The 26,528-nt window shown below is 56.5% G+C and carries 25 protein-coding genes; 22 read left to right on the top strand and 3 right to left on the bottom strand.

Translation table 11 applies throughout. From position 1 onward, the window contains the following. Positions 1 to 143 precede the first annotated feature (143 nt). The 15 genes from LIO64_RS09740 (at position 144) to LIO64_RS09670 (ending at position 16,684) form a co-directional block, all read left to right on the top strand. Positions 144 to 773, top strand: a complete 630-nt coding sequence (locus LIO64_RS09740; RefSeq protein ID WP_290549250.1) for a L,D-transpeptidase — start codon at positions 144 to 146, stop codon at positions 771 to 773. 59 nt (positions 774 to 832) lie between these two features. Then, positions 833 to 3,301 (top strand): penicillin-binding transpeptidase domain-containing protein, encoded by a 2,469-nt coding sequence (locus LIO64_RS09735; RefSeq protein ID WP_290549249.1) that lies wholly within the window; start codon positions 833 to 835, stop codon positions 3,299 to 3,301. 77 nt (positions 3,302 to 3,378) lie between these two features. Continuing rightward, positions 3,379 to 3,639 (top strand): hypothetical protein, encoded by a 261-nt coding sequence (locus LIO64_RS09730; protein WP_290549248.1) that lies wholly within the window; start codon positions 3,379 to 3,381, stop codon positions 3,637 to 3,639. 62 nt (positions 3,640 to 3,701) lie between these two features. Next, the gene (locus LIO64_RS09725) at positions 3,702 to 5,903 is read left to right on the top strand and encodes a hypothetical protein (protein WP_290549247.1); all 2,202 of its coding nucleotides are present in this window, start codon (positions 3,702 to 3,704) and stop codon (positions 5,901 to 5,903) included. Between the two features lie 320 nt (positions 5,904 to 6,223). Further along, positions 6,224 to 7,162: a F0F1 ATP synthase subunit A gene (gene atpB, locus LIO64_RS09720; protein WP_290549246.1), complete on the top strand. Its 939-nt coding sequence runs from the start codon at positions 6,224 to 6,226 to the stop codon at positions 7,160 to 7,162. An 81-nt stretch (positions 7,163 to 7,243) separates the two neighbouring features. After that, on the top strand, positions 7,244 to 7,465 hold the full coding sequence (locus LIO64_RS09715; protein WP_290549245.1) for an ATPase: 222 nt from the start codon (positions 7,244 to 7,246) through the stop codon (positions 7,463 to 7,465). Positions 7,466 to 7,567: 102 nt separating this feature from the next. Next, the gene (locus LIO64_RS09710) at positions 7,568 to 8,095 is read left to right on the top strand and encodes an ATP synthase F0 subunit B (protein WP_290549244.1); all 528 of its coding nucleotides are present in this window, start codon (positions 7,568 to 7,570) and stop codon (positions 8,093 to 8,095) included. A gap of 8 nt (positions 8,096 to 8,103) precedes the next feature. Beyond that, complete coding sequence (atpH, locus tag LIO64_RS09705; protein ID WP_290549243.1) at positions 8,104 to 8,511, top strand: ATP synthase F1 subunit delta; 408 nt, start codon at positions 8,104 to 8,106, stop codon at positions 8,509 to 8,511. 18 nt (positions 8,512 to 8,529) lie between these two features. Beyond that, positions 8,530 to 10,062 (top strand): F0F1 ATP synthase subunit alpha, encoded by a 1,533-nt coding sequence (atpA, locus tag LIO64_RS09700; RefSeq protein WP_290549242.1) that lies wholly within the window; start codon positions 8,530 to 8,532, stop codon positions 10,060 to 10,062. Positions 10,063 to 10,083: 21 nt separating this feature from the next. Next, positions 10,084 to 10,956 carry an ATP synthase F1 subunit gamma gene (gene atpG / locus LIO64_RS09695; protein WP_290549241.1) on the top strand — a complete coding sequence of 291 codons (873 nt, stop codon included), beginning with the start codon at positions 10,084 to 10,086 and terminating at the stop codon, positions 10,954 to 10,956. Positions 10,957 to 11,033: 77 nt separating this feature from the next. After that, positions 11,034 to 12,452: a F0F1 ATP synthase subunit beta gene (gene atpD / locus LIO64_RS09690; RefSeq protein WP_345779584.1), complete on the top strand. Its 1,419-nt coding sequence runs from the start codon at positions 11,034 to 11,036 to the stop codon at positions 12,450 to 12,452. Between the two features lie 24 nt (positions 12,453 to 12,476). Next, complete coding sequence (gene atpC, locus LIO64_RS09685; protein ID WP_290549239.1) at positions 12,477 to 12,899, top strand: ATP synthase F1 subunit epsilon; 423 nt, start codon at positions 12,477 to 12,479, stop codon at positions 12,897 to 12,899. Beyond that, positions 12,899 to 13,453: a DUF5069 domain-containing protein gene (locus LIO64_RS09680; RefSeq protein ID WP_290549238.1), complete on the top strand. Its 555-nt coding sequence runs from the start codon at positions 12,899 to 12,901 to the stop codon at positions 13,451 to 13,453. The genes atpC and LIO64_RS09680 overlap by 1 nt, the downstream gene beginning before the upstream one ends. 933 nt (positions 13,454 to 14,386) lie before the next feature. Continuing rightward, entirely contained in the window at positions 14,387 to 15,919 is a 1,533-nt protein-coding gene (locus tag LIO64_RS09675; RefSeq protein ID WP_290549237.1) for a hypothetical protein, read from the top strand. Between the two features lie 84 nt (positions 15,920 to 16,003). Further along, positions 16,004 to 16,684 carry a hypothetical protein gene (locus tag LIO64_RS09670; RefSeq protein WP_290549236.1) on the top strand — a complete coding sequence of 227 codons (681 nt, stop codon included), beginning with the start codon at positions 16,004 to 16,006 and terminating at the stop codon, positions 16,682 to 16,684. 82 nt (positions 16,685 to 16,766) lie between these two features. Here LIO64_RS09670 and LIO64_RS09665 read toward each other — a convergent pair whose 3' ends face one another. Further along, on the bottom strand, positions 16,767 to 17,282 hold the full coding sequence (locus LIO64_RS09665; protein WP_290549235.1) for a SprT-like domain-containing protein: 516 nt from the start codon (positions 17,280 to 17,282) through the stop codon (positions 16,767 to 16,769). A gap of 182 nt (positions 17,283 to 17,464) precedes the next feature. Between LIO64_RS09665 and LIO64_RS09660 the strand changes: the two genes are divergently transcribed. The 7 genes from LIO64_RS09660 to LIO64_RS09630 all read left to right on the top strand — a co-directional run bounded on the left by LIO64_RS09660 (position 17,465) and on the right by LIO64_RS09630 (position 23,876). Next, a complete protein-coding gene (locus LIO64_RS09660) occupies positions 17,465 to 18,586 on the top strand; it encodes a DUF5009 domain-containing protein (RefSeq protein WP_290549234.1) in 1,122 nt (373 codons plus the stop codon). A gap of 130 nt (positions 18,587 to 18,716) precedes the next feature. After that, positions 18,717 to 19,859 (top strand): dTDP-4-amino-4,6-dideoxygalactose transaminase, encoded by a 1,143-nt coding sequence (gene rffA / locus LIO64_RS09655; protein WP_290549233.1) that lies wholly within the window; start codon positions 18,717 to 18,719, stop codon positions 19,857 to 19,859. Continuing rightward, positions 19,856 to 20,353, top strand: a complete 498-nt coding sequence (locus tag LIO64_RS09650; protein ID WP_290549232.1) for a GNAT family N-acetyltransferase — start codon at positions 19,856 to 19,858, stop codon at positions 20,351 to 20,353. The genes rffA and LIO64_RS09650 overlap by 4 nt, the downstream gene beginning before the upstream one ends. Then, the gene (locus LIO64_RS09645; protein ID WP_290549231.1) at positions 20,350 to 21,288 is read left to right on the top strand and encodes a glycosyltransferase family 2 protein; all 939 of its coding nucleotides are present in this window, start codon (positions 20,350 to 20,352) and stop codon (positions 21,286 to 21,288) included. Before LIO64_RS09650 ends, LIO64_RS09645 begins: the two co-directional genes overlap by 4 nt. Positions 21,289 to 21,312: 24 nt before the next feature. Continuing rightward, positions 21,313 to 21,654: a hypothetical protein gene (locus tag LIO64_RS09640; protein WP_290549230.1), complete on the top strand. Its 342-nt coding sequence runs from the start codon at positions 21,313 to 21,315 to the stop codon at positions 21,652 to 21,654. Continuing rightward, entirely contained in the window at positions 21,647 to 21,991 is a 345-nt protein-coding gene (locus LIO64_RS09635; RefSeq protein ID WP_290549229.1) for a hypothetical protein, read from the top strand. The genes LIO64_RS09640 and LIO64_RS09635 overlap by 8 nt, the downstream gene beginning before the upstream one ends. A 166-nt stretch (positions 21,992 to 22,157) precedes the next feature. Next, complete coding sequence (locus tag LIO64_RS09630) at positions 22,158 to 23,876, top strand: hypothetical protein (RefSeq protein WP_290549228.1); 1,719 nt, start codon at positions 22,158 to 22,160, stop codon at positions 23,874 to 23,876. 107 nt (positions 23,877 to 23,983) lie between these two features. Here the strand turns inward: LIO64_RS09630 and LIO64_RS09625 are convergent, their stop codons facing one another. Further along, positions 23,984 to 25,063 (bottom strand): hypothetical protein, encoded by a 1,080-nt coding sequence (locus LIO64_RS09625; protein WP_290549227.1) that lies wholly within the window; start codon positions 25,061 to 25,063, stop codon positions 23,984 to 23,986. A 104-nt stretch (positions 25,064 to 25,167) separates the two neighbouring features. Continuing rightward, the gene (gene bioA, locus LIO64_RS09620; protein ID WP_290549226.1) at positions 25,168 to 26,517 is read right to left on the bottom strand and encodes an adenosylmethionine--8-amino-7-oxononanoate transaminase; all 1,350 of its coding nucleotides are present in this window, start codon (positions 26,515 to 26,517) and stop codon (positions 25,168 to 25,170) included. Positions 26,518 to 26,528 lie beyond the last annotated feature (11 nt).

Genomic DNA, 26,528 nt, shown 5'->3' with positions numbered 1-26,528 from the left:
GGGCAGGATGCATGGCGGCGGGGAGGAAGAACAGGGACAGTTACGGTCTGAAAAGGTCGTGTTTATCAGGATTCCCGAAAACATGCCGGAACAGAGGGGAATCGTGCTTGATTTCCACGGGGGAAGAGGGTAAAGCAGGCCGCATGCCGCGCCCCCCTCTCACCTGCCTGTTTTTTCTATGTCTTTCCCTGCTGCTGGCCGCCTGTTCCTCCACGCCGAAGACCCCTCATGGCAAGCCGCTGATGAAGGACGGCAGGTACGCTTCCTCTTATGACGCCTTTGTGGCGGATCCCCAATACCGCTTCACGCGGGATATCTGGTACCATGACGAACGCATCCGGCAGGCGCAGACGCGGAACAGCAAAATCGTGGTTCACCTGAAAGACCAGCGCGGCGTGCTGTGGGTCAACAACCAGGTAGCCATGGACTTTCCCGTATGTACCGGCAGGTCCACCCATGAGACGCCCCGCGGGAAATTCTCCATCATTCAGAAGGATGCGGACTACCGTTCCCGGACCTATGGGAGCGTGTTTGATGCAAGCGGCCTGTGCGTGAATTCGGACGCCACTTCTTCTTCCCGCGTACCGTCCGGCGGCAAATTCATCGGCGCCAAAATGCCTCTGTGGATGCGCATTCACGGAGGAATAGGGCTGCATGTAGGCACGGTGTTCCGGGACGCCAACTCCCACGGGTGCATCCGGGTGCCGGTGGAGGCATGCCGCATTTTGTTTGACAAATGCGGCATGGGAACCACCGTAATAGTTCAGGAATAAGCGCGAGCGTGAATAATCGTTGATTCCTTACGGCGCATCTGTCACACTCCTGCAAGCTGATGAAAATGAAGGTTCTGATACGCTCCCTGGTATTGCTGGCCGGATTTGCCGGCCTGACGGCGGATATGGTCTGGGGTCAATCTTCGTCACGCCACTCGTCTTCCCGCGGGGGTACGCCCGTGCGCCAGGCTGCGGCGGAGCCGCGCGGGGAGGATGACGCCGTAGAAACGGTTGACCTGGGAGACAGGAAGAGTGATTCCGGCACGGCGTCCGGTGAACGTGAAGGCGTGGCTGACGCCCCGGAGATGCCCAGGGAAACGAACAAGGAGCAGAACGGCCTGGATTCCCTGTCCCTGATTCCCTCCCTCAATGGAGGGCGGCTGGACGCTGCGCGGGAGGCGCATACCAGCACGCGGCCTTCCGCCAGAACCATGGCCCTGCTGATTCCGGCTCCGCGCGGCCCCATTCTGGATCGCAACGGGGAGCCGCTGGCCATAACCTCCGTAGCCTATCAGCTGGCCCTGCGGTTTGAAATTTTTGAAAATCCCGACCGTTCCCGTGTGGTGGAATTCGGACGCAACTGTCTGGAACAGGCCAAGAAAATTGCCGGAAAGGCATGGTCCATTTCCGATGACCAGTTCTGGAAGCATTACGAACACCGCCGCTGGCTGCCTCTCCCGCTCACCAACGTCATCCGGGCGGAGGAGGCGGAAAAGCTGAAGGACAAGGTGAAAGGAGTGCGCGGCCTTCAGCTGCTGCCCATTTACATCCGTTCCTATCCGGAAAAGGAAATCGCCGGCCACATCATCGGCTATGTGGGTTCCAAGGGGAAACTGCCTACCGGCCCCATCAACCACATGGACCCGCTGTGGGAACAGGTGGAAGGCCGCGCGGGGCTGGAGAAGGAATTCAACAAGGAGCTGACCGGGACGCCCGGCGTATGGCGCCTGATGTTTGACGAGGACGGCAACAAGATTCTGGATGAACTGCAAATACGGCCCAAGCCCGGAGGCGCCATCGTCAGCACCCTGAACCTGAAATGGCAGAAGGATGCGGAACGCATCCTTTCGCGCGGCAAGAGGCGCGGCGCCATGGTGGTGCTGGATTGCGTGACGGGGGAAGTGCTGGTGATGGCCTCCACGCCGTCCTATGACCCGAACATGTTCATTCCGAACATTTCCCAGAAGGATTACGACGCCCTGCGCAACGATCCCGCCGGCCCCCTGGGCGCGCGCGCTTTCCAGGGGCGCTACCCCCCCGCCTCCACCTTCAAGGTGATGACCGTAGCCAGCGCCCTGAGGCATAACAAGATTACGGAAAATACACTGGTTCACTGTGACGCTTACGTCAAGATTGGCAACCACGTTTTCAATAACTGGAGCAAGACGCCTCTGGGGGATATCAATTGCATCCGCGCGCTGGCGATGTCCAACAACCCGTTCATGTACCAGATGGGACTCAAGCTGGGAGCGGAAGCCCTGATGGACACGGCGCGCGCGTTTGGCCTGGGTGAGCGCACCGGCCTTCCGATTCCGGACGATCCCGGACTGGTGCCCACCAGCGAATACATGGTTCGCAACTACAAGCGCGATTTTATGCCCGGGGACGCCGCCAACCTGTCCATCGGCCAGGGAACTTTGCTGGTCACTCCTCTTCAGGTAGCTCACATGATGGCCGGCGTGGCAAACGGGTACCTGCCCAGGCTGCAGCTTATCAAACAGATTCAGGACGGCAACTCCAACGTCATTTACGCACCCAAGCCCCAGGAGGTCCAGCGCCCCCTGCCGGCCTATGAACGCGCCCTGGTGAGCGTGCGCAAGGGCATGAGGGAGGTGATTGAAGGAGGTACGGGCGGCCGCGCACGCCTTTCCTATGCCAGCATCGCCGGTAAATCCGGTACGGCCCAATGGGGGCCGGAACGGGAAGACAAGCGTCTGGCGTGGTTCGCCGGATTCATGCCTTGTGACAATCCCCGCTTCGCCTATGTGGTGCTGTATGAAGGCCGCGCCCACGAACGGCTGGGCGGGGGGGCCGCCGCCGCGCCCATCGTAAAGGAATTCTTTGAGACGGAGAAGAAGGACATCAAGGCCATCATTGATCCTCCCAAGGATGACATCCCCGTGGCGGAACCGGTGGAGGAAACCCCTGAAACGGCCGCGGCTGCACTTCGCGGGCGCGGGGAATCCCCAGCCGTGGTACCGGACAACCTGCCTCCCGGCCTGTATGATCCGGAAGGGGTGGAACCCATCAAGGTTCATGAAATTCCCGCTGACCTGGATGATTCTTCCGATGCGGAAATCAAGGCGACCCCGGTGGGCGGTTCCTCCGGGAACGCCGGCCCGTCGGCTCCTCCCCTTTCGGAAGATCCCTCCGCAGCCCCCCTTGCGCCCCGCCGCGGAGATTCCGACTACATTCCCGGACTTCCCCACCAGATTCCCCGGCATCTCAACCATGTCACCCCTGTGAGCTCTCCACCACCGCCGGCTCCTCTTCCAGAGGATGATATTCCCATGGCGGAACCGCTTTAGGCTGGCTTTCCGCTCTCTTTTGAAAGGTTCAGCCCTCTTTCCATGATGGGAGAGGAGGAAAGTTTTCAAAGTTCTTCATGGATTTTTGGAGCAGCTTATTCGGCAGGATGAAAAGGCTGCCCGGAAGAAGAGGCATGGAACAAATGGCCTTCTGGAAGGAATATCAGCTGAATGCTGGCCTGAAGGGGCGGGTATGCTTTACGGATTTGTTGAAGATGCTTCCAGAGGTTTTTCCCGGTTATAAAGTCATGCATGGTCATTTGCTTCTTGATGTTTTTCATTCTGCTTGCGTCATTGAGGGGAAGAGCCTATATAATGCGGATGGTGTACGTCGATGAGACTGTGGCCGTGAGGAACGGCGCTTCTGTCGAATGGCATCATGACCCCATGTTTCAAGATAATGAAAACGCATTATTTCTACTCCATACCCTGTTTTGCGCTGACCTGCGCTCTTGCCGCCTGCTCGGACGACAATAAATCCTCTTCCGCCAAGGACGGACAGGACGCCGCCGGCTTAACTCCGGCTTCCGCCCTTGATCCTTCCGCTCCTGTAGCTTCCGATCTGGTGGCGAAGCGCGCCGAACGGCTCGGCCTGGCCGCCCTGTTCCCCAAAGACATGGGTATGGTGGCTGGCGTTTACGACATCCCCGGCATTATCAAAGGCGTTCAGAGTTTAAACATGGTCAAGACCTGGTGTTCCTGCTCCGCAGTGGGGAACGCTGATGAATCCATTGCCATTCCGGGAGAAGATGCCCCCAAGCCTGCCCCGGCGAAGTGCTCCATCAACAGCCCTGTCATTGACGCGATGATCGGCCTCGGCCCCGAATGGGCTCCGTGGTTGGATGGCGCTCAGGATGCTTTTACCAACATGGGCCTGAACCAGATGAAGAGCGTTGTAAGCAGTCTCAAGCTTTACCAGGCCGCCACCAATGGGAACAAGGATGCCAATGACGCGGAAATGAGTGAAATGGTCAACGGATACGTGGGGATGCTCGTGCAGTGGGCCTCCCTGGTGGATCTTCGTCCGTCCCAGGCCCCTACGGCTCCCGTGATGGTGGCCGCCAAACTGACGCCGGAAGCCGTGGCCCAGGTGAAGGCCACCCTGAAGGACGCCAACCTTCCGGAGGACATGGAGCTGCATGGGTTGGTCTCCCTGTACGACAAGACTTACAACGGTCTGGCCTGCAAGGTGGCGGAAGTGGACTGCAAGAAAGTGCGCGTGAAACTGGAAGAAAAGCTGAATGAGGCGAAAGGCAATTTCAACATTTCCCAGGAAGACATGGACCGCCTTCAGGCTGCTCTCAAGCGTCTGGACGAGTCCAAGCTGTACGTGGCCGTTGGGTTCGTGGATGACACCCTGGTGGGTTTTGTGACCACCAATCCTGAAAAACAGGTCCACCTGGCCGCTTCTCCCCAGGATTCCGTTCTGGCCCGTCCGGATTTCTCCATGGCTGACGCCCAGTTCCAGCATCCGGCCTATGGCCTGTTGTTTGCGGACAAGGCTTCCGTGAAGGGGCTGATTAACTTGGATATGGCTTATTACCAGGGAGTTCTGACCGGTTTGAAGGGCGTGATGCAGATGCTTGGCACTGACTGGAAGGTTGCGGATATGGCTCCTTCCCTGTCTGCACTTGATTCCATCAAGGGCAACGTGCTTGGCCTGTATGAAAAACTGGCCGGGAATGCTACATCCATTTCCTACTATGCATGGCAGGACCAGGGGGTCCATGTGGAGGCACGCATCTATCCGCTTGATATTTACGATCTGAACGCTCCCTCCTCCATGAATTCCGTGCGTCCGGGGGCGAATACCGTGCTGTATTCCTCCTTCCGCGTCAATCCGCAGATTATTGACATGGGCTGCTCCCTGTATGAAGACGTTGCCCAAATCGTCTGGGATTACGGCAATGCGTACATCTCCAACCCGAAGAACGACGTGAACGACCAGGTGCGCATGGTCGCTCCCATGCTCCAGATGGCCCGGCCCACCATTGAAGAACTCTGGAAGGCTTACAAGACCGCTCTTTCCGGCATCACGGATTCCGGCGTTTTTGTCATGGACATGCAGGGCGCTCCCAGTCCCATGCTCCAGAATGTTCCGGCTCCGCGCTTTTCCCTGGCGTATGAGGTGAAGAACCGCGCCGCCCTGGGCGAAGCCTGGCAGAAAGTGTCTGACGCCGCCAAGACGATCGTTACCCTGGCCAGCCAGGGCAAGATGGCGGAACTGCCCGCGGCCAAGTCTTCCGTGGACGGGGACGTCACCACGTACGATTACGAGTGCCCGCTGGGCGCCGACCTGAATCCGGTGGTGAGCGTGTCCGATTCCCGCTGGGCCCTCAGCATGCCGAAAGCGTTCGGTCTGGAAGTCCTCAAGGAATCCATGAAGGCTCCTGGACAGGTGGCGCCGCTGGAATTCCAGTTTAACCTGGTTCCGGTCCGGGACGCCCTGAAGAGCGCGGCGGACAGCAACAAGGATATCCAGAAAGCCGTGAAGACGCTTGACGTGATTACCTCCGACGTTACGGGCGTGCATGCCACAGGCAGCAAGGCCGCGGACGGCAGGGACGTGTATCATCTCCACGTGATTTCCGCTGCCAAATAACAGAGGCTTCCAATGGCATTTACGGGCTTCCGGGAAGAAATTCCCGGAAGCTTTTTGTTGATGGAGGACGTCTTGTTGGTGCCGTTCCGGCATTCCTCCACGGAAATCCTTTGGCGCTCGGAAGAGAAAACAGGGCTCTATCACCGCGGGCCGGTGGGTGCTTTAAATTGTATACAAATGTATATAATTTGCGTGCGTGCCAAGTTTTGGACTTGCCAAGGGAAAGGGGAGAGTACACAATCAGCACCGTCAAATAAAGGGAATGGCTTCCCTTTTCCGTATTTACAGGAGTTGGCACGAGTAATGGTGAAAGATAGACGATGAGCAGATTTTTCCAGTTCCTGTGGTTGGCGGCGGTGGCAGTGCCCGGCATGATGGGCGGCAGCGCATGCGCTGCGGAGGAAAGTGCGGAGCACGGACTGGAACAGGCCGCCCCCCATTTGTTTTCCATCCCGCTTCCCGGCGGCATTGAATTGCCGGTGTCCAACTCCATGCTGATGCTTTTTCTGGCGGTTCTTTTGATAGGCGTGGTCGTATGGTCCGCCACCCGCGCCATGCGCATTCTCCCGTCCCGATTCCAGAATGCGGTGGAGTATTTTTTTGAGACCCTGTACAACTTTGTGGAATCCCTGCTGGGACCGCGCCTGACGCGCAAGTACTTCTGGTATTTCGGGACCATCTTCACCATCATCCTGGTCAGCAACTACATGGGGCTTCTCCCCGGGGTAGGGACCATTACCTATGACGGAGTGCCGCTGTTCCGCGGCGCGAATGCGGACATGAACGTGACGATGTTCCTGGGCATCTTTTATGCGCTGATGTGGCTTTACTGGTCCATCCGGGAACAGGGTCTGAAAGGCTTCTTCATTCACTTGTTCGGTCCCAAGGGAAGATTGCCCGGCTTCATGGGATTCGTGCTGGTGCTCATCTTCATCTTCGTAGGGCTGGTGGACGTTCTGAGCATCACGATCCGCCCGATTGCCCTGGCAGCCCGTCTTTACGGCAACATTTACGCCGGGGAAACGATCATTGACACCATGGCCCACATGTTCGGCCCCGTACTCAGCTCCCTGTGCGTTCTGCCGTTTCTGGCGATTGAACTGCTGGTGGGCTTCATCCAGGCCCTGGTGTTCCTGCTCCTGACGGCGATTTTCCTGAAACTCCAGGTAGGGGACGGCGACTCCCACGGCCATGCAGCCAAGGATGAGGAGAAGGAACCGCCCGCTCCGGCCAGCCTGCCGCCCGGGAAGACCCCATGAGCCGCCCCGCCAATTTTCCGTTCCGGACCATGGGCAACCTGTGGGGGAACGTTCAACAAAAACATAAACCATACCAATAACATGATTGATCCTACTGCAATGACCTCCCTGGCCGAACTGTCCGGCAACGTGGGCTTCGGTCTCGTCACCATCGGCGCCGGCATCGGCATCGGCATGATCGGCGCAAAAGCCGCGGAGGCCACCGGGCGCAATCCCGGCGCTTCCTCCCCCATCATGGTGATCGCCATTACGCTGGCCGCCCTGATTGAAGGCGTGGCCCTGATCTCCATTTTCGTGAAATAACCCGGAGGCTCCGTTTCCGGAGGGAGTTTTCTCCGCTCCGGGACGGCGCTGCCGTTCCTGCCGGTCCGGAAAACTTCCGGCATGTTTCAACCTGTTCATTTTATGCTGAATCTCATAGCCGACCAGTCCTGGAATCCCTTTGCGCCCTTTGGAGTGACAAGCTGGGAACCTTTTCTTGCCAATCTGATTGCCTTCATCCTGATGGTGGTGATTCTGCGCTACCTGGCGTTCAAGCCCATCCAGAATGTGCTGGAAAAAAGGCGCCAGCGCATTGAGGAGGGAGAGGAAATGCGTGAGGAAAGCGAACGCCAGCTGGCCTCCGTGAAGGAACAGACGCATGAAATGCTGGTGGAAGCGGGGGAAAAGGGGCAGGAAAAGATAGACGCCGCCAAAGCCGCCGCCGCCCGCCTGCTGGAGGAACAGGAAACCGTGGCCGCCCAGAAGGCGGAAGAAATCGTTAAAAAAGCCCGGCAGCTCGCGGAACTGGAGCAGCAGAAGGAGCGCGACGCGTTGAAAGAGCAGTTCGGCCAGCTGGTGGCCCTGGCTACGGCCCAGGTTACGGGCAAGGTGCTGACGGAAGAGGACCAGCGGAGAATCAACCGGGAAGCGATCGACAGCCTGGATTCCTGAAATACTTTATGAAAATCGGAAAGGACACGCAAAACGCCGCCCGCAGGCTGTTCCGGCTCTGCATGGACGGGAATTCCGTAGCGGAGGACCGCGTGCGCCTGATCGCCCGGAAAATTGCGGAACGCAAGCCCCGCAATTACGCCGCCCTGCTGACGGCCTTTTACCATATGGTGGAATACGCCGTAAAAAGCCGTACGGCCACCATTCAGAGCGCAGTGCCGCTGACGGAGGAGGAACGGTCCCAAATTCAGGCCAGATTGACGGCCAGATATGGCGACGGGCTTTATTACCACTGGGAAGTGGAGCCGGACCTGCTGGGAGGCGTACGCATCCAGGTGGGGGACGACGTGAAGGACGGCTCCGTGCGCTCCAAGATTGACCGCCTGGCCGACCTTGCCCGCAACCTTTCCAATTAACCAACGAATTATTTTCCCATGAGCAACATACTTCAAGAACTCGAAGCAGAAATTAAAAAAGCCACGGCTTCCGTCAGCCAGGAAAACGTGGGCGTCATCCGTTCCGTGGGGGACGGCGTCGCCAAGATCGAAGGGCTGAGCGGCGTGATGCTCAATGAAATGATTGAGTTCCCCGGCGGCGTGATGGGCCTGGCGATGAACCTGGAAGAGCATGAGGTGGGCGCCGTGATTCTGGGGGATGATTCCAATTTGAAGGAGGGGGACCTGGTCAAATGCTCAGGCCGCCTTCTTTCCGTGCCTGTGGGCCATTCCCTGCTGGGCCGCGTGGTAAACACGCTGGGAGAACCGATTGACGGCAAGGGGCCGATTGAGGCGGAAGCCTATTATCCTGTGGAAAAGATCGCCTCCGGCATTATTTCCCGCCAGTCCGTCTCCGTTCCCGTGCAGACGGGCATCCTGCCCATTGACGCCATGATCCCCATCGGCCGCGGCCAGCGTGAACTGATCATCGGGGACCGCGCCACCGGGAAAACCGCCATTGCCATGGATACCATGATCGCCCAGGCGGAACAGAACCGCCTGGCGGAGGAAGGCAAACTGCCGGACCACCAGCCCCTTTACAACATCTATGTGGCTATCGGCCAGAAACGTGCCAACATCAGCCGCCTGGTGGCGAAGCTGGAGGAAACGGGAGCCATGAAATATTCCATCGTCGTGGCGGCTTCCGCCTCCGATCCGGCCGCCATGCTGTACCTGGCTCCTTATGCGGGATGCGCCATGGGGGAATACTTCATGGACAAGGGGGAGGACGCCCTGATCGTGTATGACGACCTCTCCAAGCATGCCGTGGCCTACCGCCAGATTTCCCTGATTCTGCGCCGCCCTTCCGGACGTGAAGCTTATCCGGGGGACGTATTCTACCTGCACAGCCGCCTGCTGGAACGCGCCGCCCGCATCAACAAGGAGCACGGCGGCGGCTCCCTGACAGCCCTCCCCATCATTGAAACGCAGGCAGGCGACGTTTCCGCCTACATTCCCACCAACGTCATTTCCATCACGGACGGCCAGATTTTCCTGGAAACGGACCTGTTCTACCAGGGGGTGCGGCCCGCCATCAACGTGGGTATTTCCGTATCCCGGGTGGGTTCCTCCGCCCAGACGAAAATCATCAAGAAGCTGGCCGGATCCATCAAGCTGGACCTGGCCCAGTTCACGGAATTGCAGGCCTTCGCCCAGTTCGGGTCCGACCTGGATCCCAGCACCAAGGCCAAGCTGGCCCGCGGGGAGCGTATCGTGGAACTCTTCAAGCAGAACCAGTATGAACCCAAATCCCTGGGGCTGGAGGCCGCCGACCTGTACGCTATGCAGAAGGGTTATTTTGACGATGTTCCGGTGGACAGAGTCAAGGAATGCCAGAACGCCTGGGAAGCCTGCATGCAGGACCAGCATCCGGACCTGCTGGAAAGCATCCTGAAGGAAAAGGAGCTGACGCCGGAGATAGACGCCGGGCTTAAAGCCGCCATTGAATCCTTCAAGCTCAGCTGGAACTAACGATTACAGGAGCACTGACACATGGGCAACCTGAGAGACATCAGACGCCGGATCAAGTCCGTCAAAAACACGTCCCAGATCACCAGGGCGATGCAGATGGTGGCTTCCGCCAAGATGCGCCGCTCCCAGGATCAGGCCGTGAAGGGGCGCCCCTACATCCGCGCCCTGGCGGAAGTGCTCTACCACTTGCAGGATGAAATCGACACCAGCAACAGCCCGCTGATGCAGACCCACGGCGGCGCGGACCTGGTGCTGCTGGTGAATACGGACCGCGGCCTGTGCGGCGGCCTGAACGCCAATCTGGTCAAGATGGTCCGGGAACATGCGCCGGAAGGCGCCCATTACATCACCATCGGGCGCAAGCTGAACGCCACGCTGGCCAAGTGGAATGAACGGCTGGAAGCCACCTGGAGCCTGACGGACCCGCTTTCCCTGCTGGAATTGAAGCCGGTATTTGACTTCATTGTGCAGAAGTTCAAGACTGAGGAATACGGGCGCGTCTTTGTCGCCTTTTCCGGCTTTGTGAATACGATGGTCCAGAAACCCATCTTCCGCCAGCTCCTCCCCATTGAGCCGGAGCCTCTGATGAAAATGGCAAAGGCAGGGGGCGCTGCCCTGGACGAAGAAGACGTTCACAAACAGTTCCTGCTGGAACCCAGCCCCGCTGCGCTGCTGGATACCATCCTGCCCCTGTATGTTTTCCACGGTCTGGTCCAGATTGTGCTGGAGGCCCGTGCCTCCGAGCATTCCGCCCGCATGGTCGCCATGAAGGGGGCTACGGAAAACGCCAAGAACATCATCGACGGCCTTACCCTGGACTATAACAAGGCGCGCCAGACGCAGATTACCAATGAATTGCTGGAAATCACCACGGCCATGCGCGCCATGGAATAACATGGCCTCCGCTTTTCTTCCCCTCCTTTCAAACGAAACTCTCATCCCTTCTATTTCAATACCAACTTTTTTTCATGATGAATAACACAGGCACTCTCGTTCAGATCATCGGCGCCGTGGTCGATGCGGATTTTTCCCACGCTGAAACGCTTCCCGCCCTGCTGAATGCGCTGGAAGTGGATTATGAAGTTGACGGAAAGCGCAAGACTCTGGTGCTGGAAGTTCAGCAGCATATTGGAGACGGCTGGGTGCGTGCCGTAGCCATGAGCTCCACGGACGGCCTGCGCCGCGGCATGCCCGTGCGCGATATGGGGCATCCCATTGAAGTTCCGGTGGGGCAGTGCGTTCTGGGCCGCATTTTCAATGTACTGGGTGAAGCCGTGGACGAACGCGGCGAGATTTCCTGTGCCGGCATGAAGAGCATTCACCGCAGCGCTCCGCCGCTGGACGAGCAGTCCACCAGCACGGAAGTGCTGGAAACGGGCATCAAGGTGATTGACCTGATCTGCCCCTTCCTGAAGGGCGGCAAGATCGGCGCCTTCGGGGGGGCTGGCGTGGGCAAGACCGTGCTCATCATGGAGCTGATCAACAACATTGCCAAGGCGCGCAGCGGCCTCTCCGTCTTTGCCGGGGTGGGGGAACGCACCCGTGAAGGGAACGACTTGTACAATGAAATGATTGAATCCGGCGTGATCAACCTGGAAAAACCGGAGGAATCCAAGGTGGCTCTGGTCTACGGCCAGATGAACGAGCCGCCCGGCGCCCGTCTGCGCGTGGCCCTGTCCGCCCTGACGATGGCGGAATACTTCCGCGACGAGGAGCACAAGGACGTACTTCTCTTCATTGACAACATTTTCCGTTTCTCCCAGGCGGGCTCGGAAGTGTCCGCCCTGTTGGGCCGCACGCCGTCCGCCGTGGGCTACCAGCCGAACCTGGCGGAGGAAATGGCGGATTTGCAGGAACGCATCACTTCCACCAAGCACGGTTCCATCACGTCCATGCAGGCCGTTTACGTTCCTGCGGACGACCTGACGGACCCGGCCCCGGCCACCACCTTCGCCCACCTGGACTCCACGGTGGTGCTGGAACGCTCCCTGGCGGCCCAGGGGCTGTTCCCGGCTGTGGAGCCCCTGTCCTCCACCTCCAAGGCCCTGGCCCCGGAAATCGTGGGGGAAGAGCATTACAAGGTGGCGCGCGGCGTGCAGATGGTGCTGCAACGCTACAAGGACCTTCAGGACATGATCGCCATTCTGGGAATGGACGAACTTTCGGAAGAAGACAAGCTCATCGTAAGTCGGGCCCGCAAGATTCAGCGTTTCCTGACCCAGCCGTTCCATGTGGCGGAAGTCTTTTCCAGCATTCCCGGCGCCTATGTGCCCGTGACGGAAACTGTCCGCGGCTTTAAGGAAATCCTGGAAGGCAAGCTGGACATGATTCCGGAAGACGCCTTCTTCATGCGTGGCAGCATAGATGACGTTCTCAAGGACGCCAAATAACCCTTTTTTCCGTTGTTTCACATCATGAGCATGGAGTTCAAAGTCATTACGCCGGATGAAGTGGTGGTTGCCGCTACGGTGGAGTACGTTTATCTGCCCGGTAGCCTCGGGGAGATGGGCGTACTGGAACATCATACGGCCCTGATCACCTCCCTTGAGCCGGGGGAACTCCGCTACAAGCCCATGGACGGCCCGGAGGTAAGCATGGTGGTGGGGAACGGCTTTGTGCAGGTCAATGACGACCATGTTCTCATGGTGACTGATCTCGCGCTCAACTCCTCCCAGATTGACGAAGGCAGTGTGGAACGGGCCATTCAGGAAGCGCAGGAGGTGCTGAAGGCCCGCTCGGAAATGTCCCGCGAGGAACAGGCCCGCTTTGAGGCCAATCTGACCAAGCAGATCATGATGCTGAACTTCAAGCGCAAACACAAATCCCCGGGCCGGTGATGGAAGAAGACTGGAACGATACGTTTTACGACCTTTTCCGCGAAGCGGTGGGGCGCTATCATGAAGGCCACAGGAATGTGGACGGCTTTTTTACGGACCAGGAAATCATGTTCCTGTCTTCCATCGGCTGCCGCACGCGGGAATTGTTTGATTTTGTAGAGACCTACGCGCGCACGGGAGAGCCATCCCCCACCACGGTTCTGTTGATGGCGGCGGTGCGGAGGGACTTCTTCCTGACCATTCAGCACGGCCAGTTTTACCAGGGCAAGCCCGTGATTGGCTATGATCTTCCCGGCTTCGGGGATGAACTCAGCGGACTCCCCTACCTTCCGCGCCTCATTGCCAAGGCAAGGGCCAAGCTGGTCGGCTCCATGGGGGACGACATCATCTACTGCTGCGAGAACGACCGCCGCTTCCTCCGTGACCACGGCAACATCCACCCCGCCGATTTCCTGCGGGTGGTTTGGGCGGCCGGAGACAGTGATCCGAAGGTGTACGACTACGTGCGCCAGTGCACATTGAACTTTTCAGCAAAGTCCGTGGAGGAAGAGTAGCTGAGGCAGGAATTCCTTGATTCTCTTTTTCAGGGATTGGTTTTATAGGCCGGGTAAGTAGTTGGAGGATGGAGGCATTTTTGCGGCCATGCTTGGCAGACAAATGGGCCTGGTGCGTTTGGCATTGCTCAGGGATTCCCGGAATTCGGCCGCCGGAATAACCAGGCTGATTTTATCTGCAGCATCTCCCATGAGCTGATGGAAGATCAAATCCGGTAGGAAGGGAGTTTTGTCTGCCGGGACGGCAACCGGGAAAGCGCCCGGAAAGTGGAAAAAACATCCGATACTGCCTGCCGGGTGAACTCGTGTTCGTACGGAGTTAAGGTGGACACTTTCTTTAAAGCCATCTATGATACAGACGGCAGGCTGTCTATTGCCCTAAAGTTTTAATGGTATCTGATATCCGTAACCCCACTGGATTCCTTCCTTCTAAAGGGTTGTTTAGCCGATTCAGAGAAATAATAACAGGGAAACATCCGGAATATTAAATCAAAAGCACGTGAGGAAAATAGAAAGGGTAAATAAAGGTATTGCGTTTTTGATTTTTTGACGGGAATGGGCATTGGCTTTTTTGCCCCCTCTGGTTTCCCTTTCGGTCAGACGGTTGTTTTTGAAGGGGCCTTTCAACATGCACCGGGAGCAATGAGTAGAGTTCGCAGTTTGGAAAGGTGATGTCTTCAAGCCTTTTCATCAGCAGGGACATCCTCATGGCCTTTTAAAAGCAATAGTTCTTGACCCAAGTTTACAATTGTTTTAGTAAAAGATAGTTGTTTCTCTTTTATAATTTTCCCCTGTCATCTGGAATCCCGCCTGTTCTACTACCGTACCCCCTGAATTTGGTAATCTCCCATGCTTACGAAGAAACCGGCATAATACTGTTGTGTCCCATGCGGAATTTCCGGGAGGGTAACATAATCAACCCTTTGCCGAACGATGAAAAGAAATTGGAAATTTGTTTTTCTTGCCTTTGTATTAGCCGTCTTTTTTACAGGGGCAATGGCTTCTCCCGTACAGGAGAAGGCGGTTTCTCCACCGGAAAAGAATAGTAAAGTTGATAAGGATTGGTGGGAACTTCTGAAAGCTCCCTCGGTTCTCAGGCCTGCCGGGCGGGAAGTGCAACGAATGACGGAAATGTTGTCTGGAATTACCCGGCTGGAAGAAGGCGACCTTATCTGGCTGCAAGTGCCTGAGGATGTCTGCGACGGAGGAATAAGGCTGTGGGCGATTAACAGGGGGAATGTCTTGAAGGTAGCCCAACCTGTTTACTTTTATGAAGTTTACAGATTTTTTACTCAGTATGAGGAGAGTCCTCCTTTCCAGAATCTTGATCCCAAGGTGTTGAATTCATGGAGGAGGATGGAATTCCGCCATGTTTCTTTGGAGAGGGAGTTGAGTGCGGTTGTTGAGTCGTTGTACAAGGCACTCGGCCGGTATTATGATCAACCCGGCCTTGACGCTTCATGGGGCATGTGCGCTACGTGCAATCCGCAATATGACAATGAGATGATGGGGCAGGATGTCCTTGTGGCGGCTGGCAGGCTTGGAGGAGAATTCCACGGATTCAGTACCGGCATGTGCAGTGTGACCGTTGTCCAGGCATGGGAGTATTTATGCCTGCTGCTGCATGATTCAGCTCTTTTTGGAGTGCTTGGCCAGGATGAACAGTTATGGCTGGCGATGCAAGGGGAAAGGCTGCTGGATCTGATTGAGCGGATTGAGAAGGGGCCGAAGCCGGAAAAATGGAAGGGTGTTGTGGAGAAGGAGTCTTTTGGAATGGAATATCTGACATTGCCGGAAACTCTGAAGAATGAGGATATCTGGCTCCTGCTGTTTCCAGAAGGCGGAAGCGGTCTGAGCAGGATGTGGGTGGAGGAGAGAAGGGCGGCGAAAGGAAGGAACGGCCGGATGACGGTGGATGCCCAGGGCATCAACATGACGGAGTTCGGAGCCGATTTTGCTTCAGTGAATTGGAAGGTATCCGAAGGAGAGGAGAGTACGAGTGCGCCGCATTTTGCCTACGTTTGTTTGTATAATATGTTGCCGGAAAAAAGCTGGGAAGAGTCTGTGGCGGATTATAACAGGATGAGGAGAAAGAAGGGATGGAAAGAGATGGACGCAGAGGCTGTAGCCGTCATGGTATTCCGTCTGGGGTATATCAGCAGGGCCCGGGTCAAGTTATCTGAAGAGGAATGGAAGAGCCTGGCAACGAAGAAGGATGCCTGGGCATTGCGCTGGCATGGTCCGTGTAATGGAAAGGAAGCCAAAGCTTTTGCGGAGCAATGGAAGAACGGGTGCGGGGATTTTATTCGTCTTTCAGCATCCTCTTCCTGGCGGAATGTGAATCAGGTGGATTCCGATTTGGAAGAGGTACTTTATTATTTTATGAAGCTGGGTAAAAACCGGGGGATGGAGAGCAGAGTAGGAAAGGATAAGAAGAAAAGGGTTATGGAGATTTTGGAAAAATGAAGTTGAAAGAAAATTGGATGAATAGTGGAAATGGGCATGTGAATGAATGCCGTATCTGAAGAGCATGCAGCCTTTTAAATCAAGATGATTCTGCCGTATATACCCCCTGTTTTATGCGCCGTTGCGGCATGCCACGGAGAAGCTGTGCCCCGTGATCAAGAGGATGTGACAAGGAACGGTATTCTTGTATTGCAGGCATGCACGGATGAGAAGACTACGGCGGAGCATTCCAGGGAAATTTCTCTGATGTTCAAAGACGTTCTGCTTAATGAAACGATTCAGGCATTGTTCAAGGCCGACAGGAATCATTTATACCATGCGGTTCTCTTGGCTGAAGTGGAAAGAATGAATCATCATGAATGGTTCGGTCTTCCTTCCATGCAGGATTATTCTAAAAAGATACGGAATGATCGTTTTCCACTGACGGCAGCCATAGATCCCAATGCCGTCCTTTTTATCAGGGAGGTAATCATTAAAGAAGTGGGGAATCTGCAAAGCCGGAATCCCCAGGCGAATATACCAGGCTTGATTTCAGATCTGGTTGAGTTTTATAAGGTTTTTGATCCGGAACTGTATGTGAAGGTGATGGAGTTTGAGGATAACAGCCTGATCCGCAGTCTTCATATTCTTAAGAATATTGATTTTCAGGCTCTTGGCACCGATCCTCTTGCCGTGACAACCATTCGGCATTTGGTGGATGAAGTTTTCTGGAAGTATTCCCTGTGGCAGGAGAGAATACGGCAGTTTCAACGTGAAAAGAAATAAACCGGTTGTCTTGTTCCCGATGCAGCCGTGCATGTGATGAATTTACAGGAGGGAGATGGCCTTTTATCCCCCCTGGCCGAGCTTACTCGTTTTCATAAGGTTCCAAAGCCAGTTGCCCCAGCGTTTCCGGGCGGCCTTTCAGAGCCATGCGCTTAAGGTATTTGGCAAAGGCGGGGCGGCGGTGGTATTTGCCGACGACTTCCCCCGTCGTTTTCAGGCGCAGGAGGTATTTATACGTGGTGACGCGGATGGCGCCCGGCTTGGCGGCTGCGCACGGAACGGCCCCTATTTCCCGGCAGATTTGTTTCCAGCGCGGGCCATGAGTGCGCTCTCCGTGGCGTGTCCACGCCAGGGCGTGGGCTATTTCATGCAGGACGGTGTCACGGATTTCATGCGGGGCTTCCAGATTGGCGCGGACAAAGTGGACGGAGAGCGTGATGCTTTTTTCCAGCAGGCGGCACACGCCCAGCCGCCTGCGGGCGTGGTCCCAGCCGAACTGCCAGTCCGACAGGCCAAGTTCATCCATTTTCTGCCGGGCGTAAATTTCAATGTTCCGGAAGCTGTCGCGGTCGCCGGATTGGTTGGTCCCGATGGTCATGCTGCGGAAGCGAGCATAGCATGAAACGCAGGGAAGAGAATACGGAGAAGGGAATCATGACGGAGTTGCCGCAGAGACCACGATTTTTTTCCGGAAACAGCCGTTTTTCTTTGCGGGACTTGCAGAAAAGGGGAAGCATGGGGAAAGGTTGAAGGCCGGAGCTCCGTAGTTGGAATACTGTCATGAGTTCTCCTTCCGATACCAAGCCGCAGAGGATTGCGGCCATTGACGCCCTGCGGGGTTTTGACATGTTTTTCCTGACCGGGGGGCTGGCGCTGGTTGTGGCCGGCATCAATCTTTTTTATGACGGGAGCCCCGCCTGGCTGGTGAAGCACAGCACGCATGTGAACTGGGAGGGGTTTGCCGCCTGGGATCTGGTAATGCCGCTTTTCCTGTTCATTGTGGGTACGTCCATGCCGTTTTCCTTTTCCAAACGCATCGGCATAGAACCCTTGTGGAAGATTTACATGAAGGTGGCCAAGCGGGTGGTGGTGCTTTTTTTGCTGGGCATGGTGGTGCAGGGTAATCTGCTGAGCTTTGAGCCGTCCAAGATGTCCCTGTACTGCAATACGCTCCAGGCCATCGCCTCCGGCTACCTGATTGCGGCCATTTGCCTGCTGCATCTGTCCATCCGGTGGCAGGTGGTGGTGACGGGCCTGTTGCTGGTTGTTTATTGGCTGGTCATGAAGTTCGTTCCCTTTTCCGATCCGGCGGTGGGTTCCTGCGCCGCAGGGATGCTGGAACCGGGGCGGAACCTGGCTTTGCTGCTGGATAAGTATCTGATGGGAGACTGGCAGGATGGAACGAATTATGCGTGGATTCTGGCCCAGTTTGGTTTTGGCGCCATGACCATGCTCGGGCTGTTGGGTGGCCAGATCCTGAAGCGGGTGCAGGGACACGGGAAGAAGCTGCTCTGGCTGCTGGGCGCGGGAGCGGGCTGCCTGGGACTGGGATATGTCTGGAGCCTGGATTTCCCGATCATCAAGCATTTGTTCACCAGCTCCATGGTGTTGTGGGCGGCCGGATGGTGCTATTTCCTGCTGGCCCTGTTTTACTTGCTGACGGATGTGCTCAAGTTTCACTGGCTGACGTTCTTTTTCTCCGTGATTGGGAGCAATGCCATTTTCGTGTACATGTGGGCGGAGCTGTGCCCCCCCACGCGTAATTTCTCCCGCGTGTTGTTTACAGGGTTCAGCGAGTGCTTTGGGGATGCAAGCCGGTTTGTCTTTTATTTGTGCAATTACGCCCTGATCTGGGGCGTCCTGTATTACATGTACAAAAACCGGACCTTCATCAAGGTCTAGGCTTGTTTTCAACCCTTCATTCATAGTAGGGTTCTCTTCATGCGGTCGACGTTGCTACGGGAACGTCCTCCGCAGGAACCGGCATGCCCGCTCCGGGTGTTCGTCATGAACCGGTTCTTTCTGGAGAGTCATGGAAATTCCCTTCAACCAACCTCACAAACACGGTCCCGAATTGGATTATATCCGGGACGCCATCCAGCGCGTCCATTTATGCGGGGACGGTTATTATACAAAAAAATGCCATGAGCTGCTCATGGAGCGTACCGGGGCAGAAAAGGCCCTGCTGGTTCATTCCGGAACCGCCGCTCTGGAAATGGCCGCTCTGCTGATCGACTGCCGCCCGGGAGACGAGATTATCATGCCTTCCTACACGTTTGTTTCCACGGCGAACGCGTTTGTCCTGCGTGGTGGCGTTCCGGTGTTCGTAGACATCAGGCCGGATACGCAGAATATTGACGAGACGCTGATTGAAGCGGCCATTACGGACCGTACCCGAGCCATCTGCGTGGTTCATTATGCAGGAGTGGCGTGCGAGATGGATGCGATCATGGATATTGCCCGGCGCCATCATTTGTACGTGATTGAAGACGCAGCCCAGGGCGTCGGTTCCTGCTACAAAGGGCGCAAGCTCGGTTCCATCGGCCATTTGGGATGTTACAGCTTCCATGAGACCAAGAACGTCATTTCCGGAGAGGGAGGAGCCCTGCTGGTGAATGACGCCTCCCTGGTGGAACGTGCGGAAATCATCCGCGAAAAAGGGACCAACCGGACCAAGTTTTTCCGTGGGCAGGTGGATAAGTATACCTGGGTGGACCTAGGCTCTTCCTACTTGCCCGGAGAGATGACGGCTGCCTATTTGTATGCCCAGCTGGAACACGAGCTGGAGATCAACGGAGAAAGGCTGAAGTGGTGGAACATGTACCATCGTGCGCTGGAGCCTCTGGAAAAACAGGGCGTCCTGCAGCGTCCCTGCGTTCCGGAACACTGCGTGCACAATGCCCATATGTATTACATCCTTCTCCATTCCCTGGAGGAACGCACCCGTTTGATCAACAAACTGGCGGAACGCGGAATCAAGGCTGTTTTCCATTACATCCCCCTGCATTCCTCTCCTGCTGGAGTTAAGTTCGGGCGTTGCTCCGGCGCCATGCCGCATACGGACCGCACCAGCGAGACCCTGCTGAGGCTCCCTTTGTATTACGATTTGGGAGAAGAGGGCTGCCGGAAAGTGCTGCGGACGGGTTTTGATTTGGAAGGGATTGAGGCATCATGAAGATTCACCTGGTCAACGTGTCCGACGTGGACGAAGGGATGCGCCGGCAGCTCCGCATATGGCGCAATTCCGATAAGGTCAGCCCTTTTTTTCTGCTGGACCAGGTTACTGAGGACCAGCACCGTGCATGGCTGGAAAGGAATATACGCGGGGAGGATGCCCGTGCCTGCGTGATTTATGCGGACGATATTCCTCTGGGACTGGTTTATCTGCCCTGGCTTGACCGGGGCGCGCGCCGCGGGGAGATAGGCATTTATCTTTATGACAGGAGGTTCTGGGCTCTCCATCCGGCCCCCATGGCGTATGCCCGAATGATGGAAATGGCTGCGGAAGAGCTGGGGCTGGAACGGTTGTACGCCCGGATTCTGGAGGACAACGTCAAATCCATCTGCTTTCACGAGCGGCTGGGGTTTGCCCGTGTTCCGGAAGAGGACGCGGAGTGTGAGAAGGACGGAGCAAGAAAGCGCGTTCTGATGTATGTAAAAACGTTATGACTGATCCTCAGATTCAACTGTCCATCGTGGCTACCGTGTATTGTACGGGCGGCTATTTGGCGGAGTTCTGTTCCCGCAGTTTTGCCGCCGCTATTGAGGCGGGTTATGACCCTTCCCGCACGGAAGTGGTGCTGGTCAACGACGGATGCCCCAGGGGTGGGCTGGAACAGGCCCTGAAGGAACGGGAGAAGGACAGCCGGGTGCGCGTGGTGGATTTGTCCCGCAATTTCGGGCACCATCTGGCCATGTATGTGGCCTGCGAGGAAGCCCGTGGAGAGCGTGTTTTCCTGATTGACAGTGATTTGGAGGAAGCGCCCGAGTGGCTTGTGGATTTTTCCCGCAAGATGGATGGCTCCGGAGCGGACGTGGTGTACGGCGTGCAGGAGAAGAGGAAGGGAGGCTTGTTTGAAGCCGTTTCCGGAGAGTTGTTTTACACGGTGTTCAACCTGCTTTCCGACCAGCAGATTACAAAGAACATGGTCACGGCGCGTCTGATGAGCGCGCATTTTCTGCGGGAGATGCTGAAATTCCAGGATCGGGAGCCCTTTTTCTTTGGCCTGTGCGTCTCCGCCGGTTTCCGGCAGGAACCATGCACGGTGAATAAGGCGTCCTCCTCCCCCACCACCTATACGTTCCGCAAGAAGGTGTCTCTGGCGGTGAATTCCGTGGTTTCCTACAGCGCCAGGCCGCTGGTATACATTTCCTACTTCGGCATGGGGGTCACCATGGTCGCCATGCTGTACGTCATCTGGGTGGTGGTGCGACAGCTTTTGTACAATGTGGCACCCACCGGGTGGGCGTCTTCCGTGGCTTCCATCTGGCTGGTCGGCGGCCTGATCCTGATGAGTCTGGGCGTTATCGGCATTTACATTTCCAAGATTTACAAGGAAACCAAGCACAGGCCCGCCGTAGTGGTGGCCCGCCGGTACGAGTAAGTTTGCCCGGCTCTTTTTTCTCTCATGATCAACTACCTGATACTTCATCTGCTGTTCATCATTTACGCTCTGAATACCGTTCTGGGCCGCATGGCGGCTCCCTACGGCTGGACGGACTGGCACAGGTTCGCCCTGCTGGCCGGTGTACTGTTCCTGCTGGGCATTTATGCGGCCGGGTGGCAGGTCATGCTGAAAAAGTTCAATCTGGGGGTGGCTTATGCCAACCGTTCAGCCGTCGTCATCTGGGGAATTCTGCTGGCCTGGCTCTGTTTGGGGGAGGCCCTTTCCTGGACGCTGGCGGTGGGAGCGGTGCTGATGATCGGAGGCATTATTCTGGTTTCCACGGAAGGGGATGCGCATGAATGAGGAATTCTATATTGGCCTGAACCTGTTTTCCGTTTTCCTGGCGTCCTGCACGCAGGTGATCCTGAAAAAATCCGCCATGAACGGACAGCTGTCCGGCGTTTCCTATTTCGTAAATCCGGCTACAGTAACGGCGTATTCCATCTTCCTGGGCTGCTGTCTGCTGACGTTTTATTGCCTGTCTCATCTGCCGATGATTACGGTGAATGTGCTGGAATGTTCCGCGTACGTGTACATCCTTTTCTTTGACCGGATTTTTTTCAACAAGCCGATTACCATGCGCAAGGTGGCCGGCAACCTGATGATTATTGCGGGCATCATCATCTGCCTGAACCGTTGAGGGGCTCCAAGGGCTTTTTGAACCTTCCCCGGTACGCGCCGGGATCGGCTCTTGACTTTCTTTTTCTCCGTTTCTAGTATGCGGGCCCCGGTAGCCTGAAAGGACCGGAAATTCACGGAATTTTCTTATGTTGAAACAGGTTTGGAAATGGTTATCGCTTTTTCCCTTGCTTCATCCCATATGGTTTAATCTCCTTTTGCTGGTGCTGGCCTGGAGCATTGTTGGCGTGGCCTACCAATCCAATGATGATCTGGTGATTGCGTCCGTGCTTGACGGTTGGGGGGATCCTTCCTACGCAGATGCCCACGTCATTTTCGTCAACCCCCTATTGACCGGATTTCTGCTGAAAGCGGCCCCCGTGCTGGGAGGCCTGTCCGTCTGGCCCGTTTTTCTGGCGTTTGCCACGTTGTCCAGCGGCGCGGCTATTTTCACGATATTGACGGCGCATGCCCGCAAAGTGCGCAAGTATGATTTCAATACGCTGGTCCTGCTGCTGGTGTGGCTGTTGATCATGCCGGGTTTTTACGCCGCCCTGCAATTCAGCCATGCCGCTTTTCTGGTGGGGTTCACCGGCGTGCTGGTATGCCTGAAGTACGGAGCCGCTTCCTGGAAAGGAGCCTGCGTGGGAGGTTTTCTTTGTGTGCTGGGCAGCATGATCCGGCTGGATGCCGCCCTGGTGTGCGACGCCTTCTGGGGGGCCATCCTGCTGGCAGGCAGCCTGGACGGGTTCAAGTTGTCCGGCGAGAAACTGCGCGCCCAGAGCCGTCTCTGGCTGGCTCTGGCCTGCGTGCTGGCCGTTTCCTTCGGGCTGAATGAGTATAACAAGCATGCCCACCGGAACGTGCTGGAGGGGTGTGACGTAGCGGCATGGAACCAGGCGCGCGCCCTTCTTTCGGACACGTGCCCCATCAGGCCGGAGAGCGCCTACCAGTGTGAGCAGTACGGAGTGTTCGCCAACGATATCAAAATGGTGCGGATGTTTACCAATTGCGATATGGAGGTGTTCAACACGGATTATCTGGAAAGGCTCCTGCTGGCCCGGGATGGAGGCGAATGGTGGCCCAGGGCCTGGGCCCGCGGAGAGAAAGCTCTCCATTTGTTTTTCTGGGATTCTATCATGGATCTTCTGCCATGCTGGATTTTGTTCGGCCTGGCCTGCCGCGTCTCCTTCAGGCGCGGGGATTCTCCCGCACTGCTGTTCTGTGTGGGAGGACTGCTGGTGCTGATCCTGCTGTACATGTCCAGCATAGACCGCCTGTATTTCCGCGTGGTGTATCCCACGTTCCTGATTGCCGGGCTGTGTCTTTTGTGGTCGGAGAAATACCGCCCCATCCGCATCAGATGGTCGGGGAAGGGGGCTCTGACAGGCGGAGTGCCTATGTTCTGCGCGTTTGCCGTTTCCCTGTCCCAGGCATGCGCCGCCGTATGGGAGGCCAATCTGGAGTCTTTTTCCCCGGATGCCGGGCGTCTGCTGTGCGAGCGGGTGGATCGTGAACCGGATTCCCTGTTCTGCGTCCAGATGTCCGGAGGCACCATTGACGACCTGGCTCCCGGGCAGTCCGTTTTCCGCAAGGCATGGAGCTGTTCCCGGAAGAATGTCGTGACGCTGGGCGGCTGGAATTTTCCGTTGAAGCCCGTGCAGCAGAAACTGAAGGAGATGGGGTGGGAAGGGCAGTCTTCCCTGAATTTGTGCAGAGACAATGTGTATATTGTCTGCCTGACGCCGCAGGGAGATGTTTCCGACATGGACAGCAAGTTTATGGGCATGCTCTGCCGCCATATCTGGGAGCAGCATGGCGTACGCACGGCGTGGCACCTGGATGAAAACATCCAGGGCGTGCGCGTTTACCGCCTGCGCAAGACGTGGTTCCAGCCCGGCAGGTAGGGAATTCCAATTCCCTGCGCCATGTTAGTCGCCGTGCCGGAAAGCAGTATCCCCCGATGTGCAGGGCACGCCGGGGGACGAAAGGAAACGTGATTATTTGACCGTTGTTAGAAACGCGGACCGCCGGGCATGCGCCTGTTCATGCGTTCTTCACGGAGTTTTGCCTGTTCCGCGGGGGTAAGGAGCAGGAATTCCAGATCCCGGATGGCGCGTTGTTTTTCAGAAGGATCCTTGATGCTGGAAATCAGGCTCTTCATCTTTTCAAGGGCAGCCACCTGGTCGCCAAGTTCAAAACAAGCCTTTTCCCGTTCCCACTGTCTTTTAACCAGGAAGTTGGCTTTTTCCAATTCCGCCGTTTTCTTGTCGCTGGCGGAGTTGTTTTGCAGCAGGGTCGCTTCCAGTCCGATGCGCTTATTCCAGAGTTTCCGGAAATTTTCAACATCTTTTTTCTCCTTGTAGGGAGCCAGAAGCACGCGGTCAAAAATGGTGTTGAGGTCCATCATATTGTCCGGGAGGGTTTCCGAACGGTAGTCGCTGATGTTCAGATAGGTGCGTATCACTTCACTGGCTCCGCCCACCATGGGGAGCTGTTCTCCCACATCCTTGGCGTTGGCGGCCACTTCATCCAGCATGGACAGGACGCTGGAGGAAACGTTGAGTTCGCGTTCGTTCTTCTCGGCATCCGCCTTTTTCAGGCAGAGGAGCATCCATTTGCACTGGAGCTGAAGAGCCTTTTTGAAGCCGGGTGCCACGTTGTTGCCCGTGTTCTGCTTGCGCCAGTTGGAAAAGGCGGTGCTGGGGCTGTCCGGCTTGCTGCTGCCGTTGCTGCCTCCCCTTCCTCCAGTGGCCGGCATGCGCATCATGCGGAATCCACCTCCACCGCCCCGGTTCAGCATGCGGGACATCATGCTGGTGGGGTTCAGGAAACGGTCTTTCATGGCGTCCACGTAAAGTTTCATGGCGGCATTTTCCGTGCTGATGGCCGTGGTGAGGGCCGCCACAGCCTTCTGGATGCGGGCGGAACTGGTATTCAAGTAGCCGGATTTGACTTCCTTAAGCCACTCGGAGGCTTCCTTCCTTGCGGAGTCGGTAAGCATTTCCTGGGCCTGGCAGAAACCGGAGCCCAGCATGAGAAGCATCAGCGCGGAGAGCGCCGGACGTTTGCGGAATGGGGTGAAGTGTATCATGACGGTATGAGGTTACAGGGTATTTAAACAAACCCCGTTCGTGAAGAGAAGTTGCATCTTTTCTTCAAAAAAGAACCGCACATATTGTCGCGGGGGATAAATGCTTACCCCAGTACCTTGCGGATGCAGGCAGCGCAGATGGACACAGCTTCCTCCATTTCCTCCGGGGAAATGACGAGAGGCGGATTGAAGTACAGGACGTCCCCCAGCGGACGGAGGAGAAGACCTTGTTTAAGAGCTTCCTTGTAAATCTGGTACCCCAGCCGGCGTTCAGGGGGGAAGCTCTTTTTGGTTTCCCTGTCCTCTACCAGTTCAATGGCGTTCACCAGCCCCAGGCTGCGGATTTCCCCCACGTGGGGATGGTCTCCAAGGGCTTCCACGATCAATTGGCGGAACAGGGGGGCCTTTTCCTGTGCCCGGGGAATAATTTGTTCCTCGTCCAGAACCTTCAGTACGGCCAGGGCGGCGGAGCAACCCAGAGGGTTGCCGGAATAGGTGTGGCTGTGCATGAAGGCCTTTCCTTCCCGGTAATCCGCGTAAAAGGCATCGTAAATCTTCTGCGTGGTGATGGCGATGGACATGGGCATGTAACCGCCCGTCAGTCCCTTGGAAATGCACATGATGTCCGGTGAAATTCCGGCCTGGTCACAGGCGAACATGCTGCCTGTGCGGCCGAAGCCGGTGGCGATTTCATCCGCAATGAGATGTACGTTATAGGAATCGCACAGGGAACGGAGCTTCGCCAGATAAACGGGGGGATACATCCGCATGCCTGCGGAGCCCTGAAGCAGGGGTTCCACCAGCAGGGCGGCGCATTCGTCGCCGTGGCGCGCAAAGGTCTCCTGCGCCGCGTCAATGCATTCCCCCTGGCAGCAGCCGCGTTTTTTCCCCTTGGGGCAGCGGTAGCAGTCCGGAGCGGGGATGCGTACGATGTCCAGCAGAAGGGGCTTGTAAAGTTCCGAGTAAAGGTCAAGGCCGCCGACGGAAAGAGCCCCCAGGGTTTCTCCATGGTAGCCGTCGCTCAGGGACATGAAGCGCACTTTCTGGCGGTTTCCAGTCTGGTAGTGGTACTGGAAGCTCATCTTCATGGAGGATTCAATGGAGGCTGAACCATTGTCAGAAAAATTGAATTTGCAAAGTCCCTGCGGGATTTTCTTCATCAACTCCTCGCACAGGGTGATGGCCGGCTTGTGGGAGAAGTTGGCGAAGATGACGTGCTCCAGGGAGTCAAGCTGGCTTTTAATGGCCTGATTGATTTTCGGATGGGAGTGGCCGAGCAGATTGCACCACCAGGAGCTGACTATGTCCATGTAGCGTTTCCCGTCCACGTCGTACAGGTTGATTCCCTGCCCGCGGTCGATCACGATGGGAGGCAGCGTTTCATAATCCTTCATCTGGGAACAGGGGTGCCAGATGTATTCCAGATCTTTTTTTGACCAGTCGGAGTGATTCATGGTGAAGGGGC

Source organism: Akkermansia sp. (genome assembly GCF_020860705.1).
GTDB lineage: Bacteria > Verrucomicrobiota > Verrucomicrobiia > Verrucomicrobiales > Akkermansiaceae > Akkermansia.
This window is presented reverse-complemented; position numbering and strand designations above follow the sequence as displayed.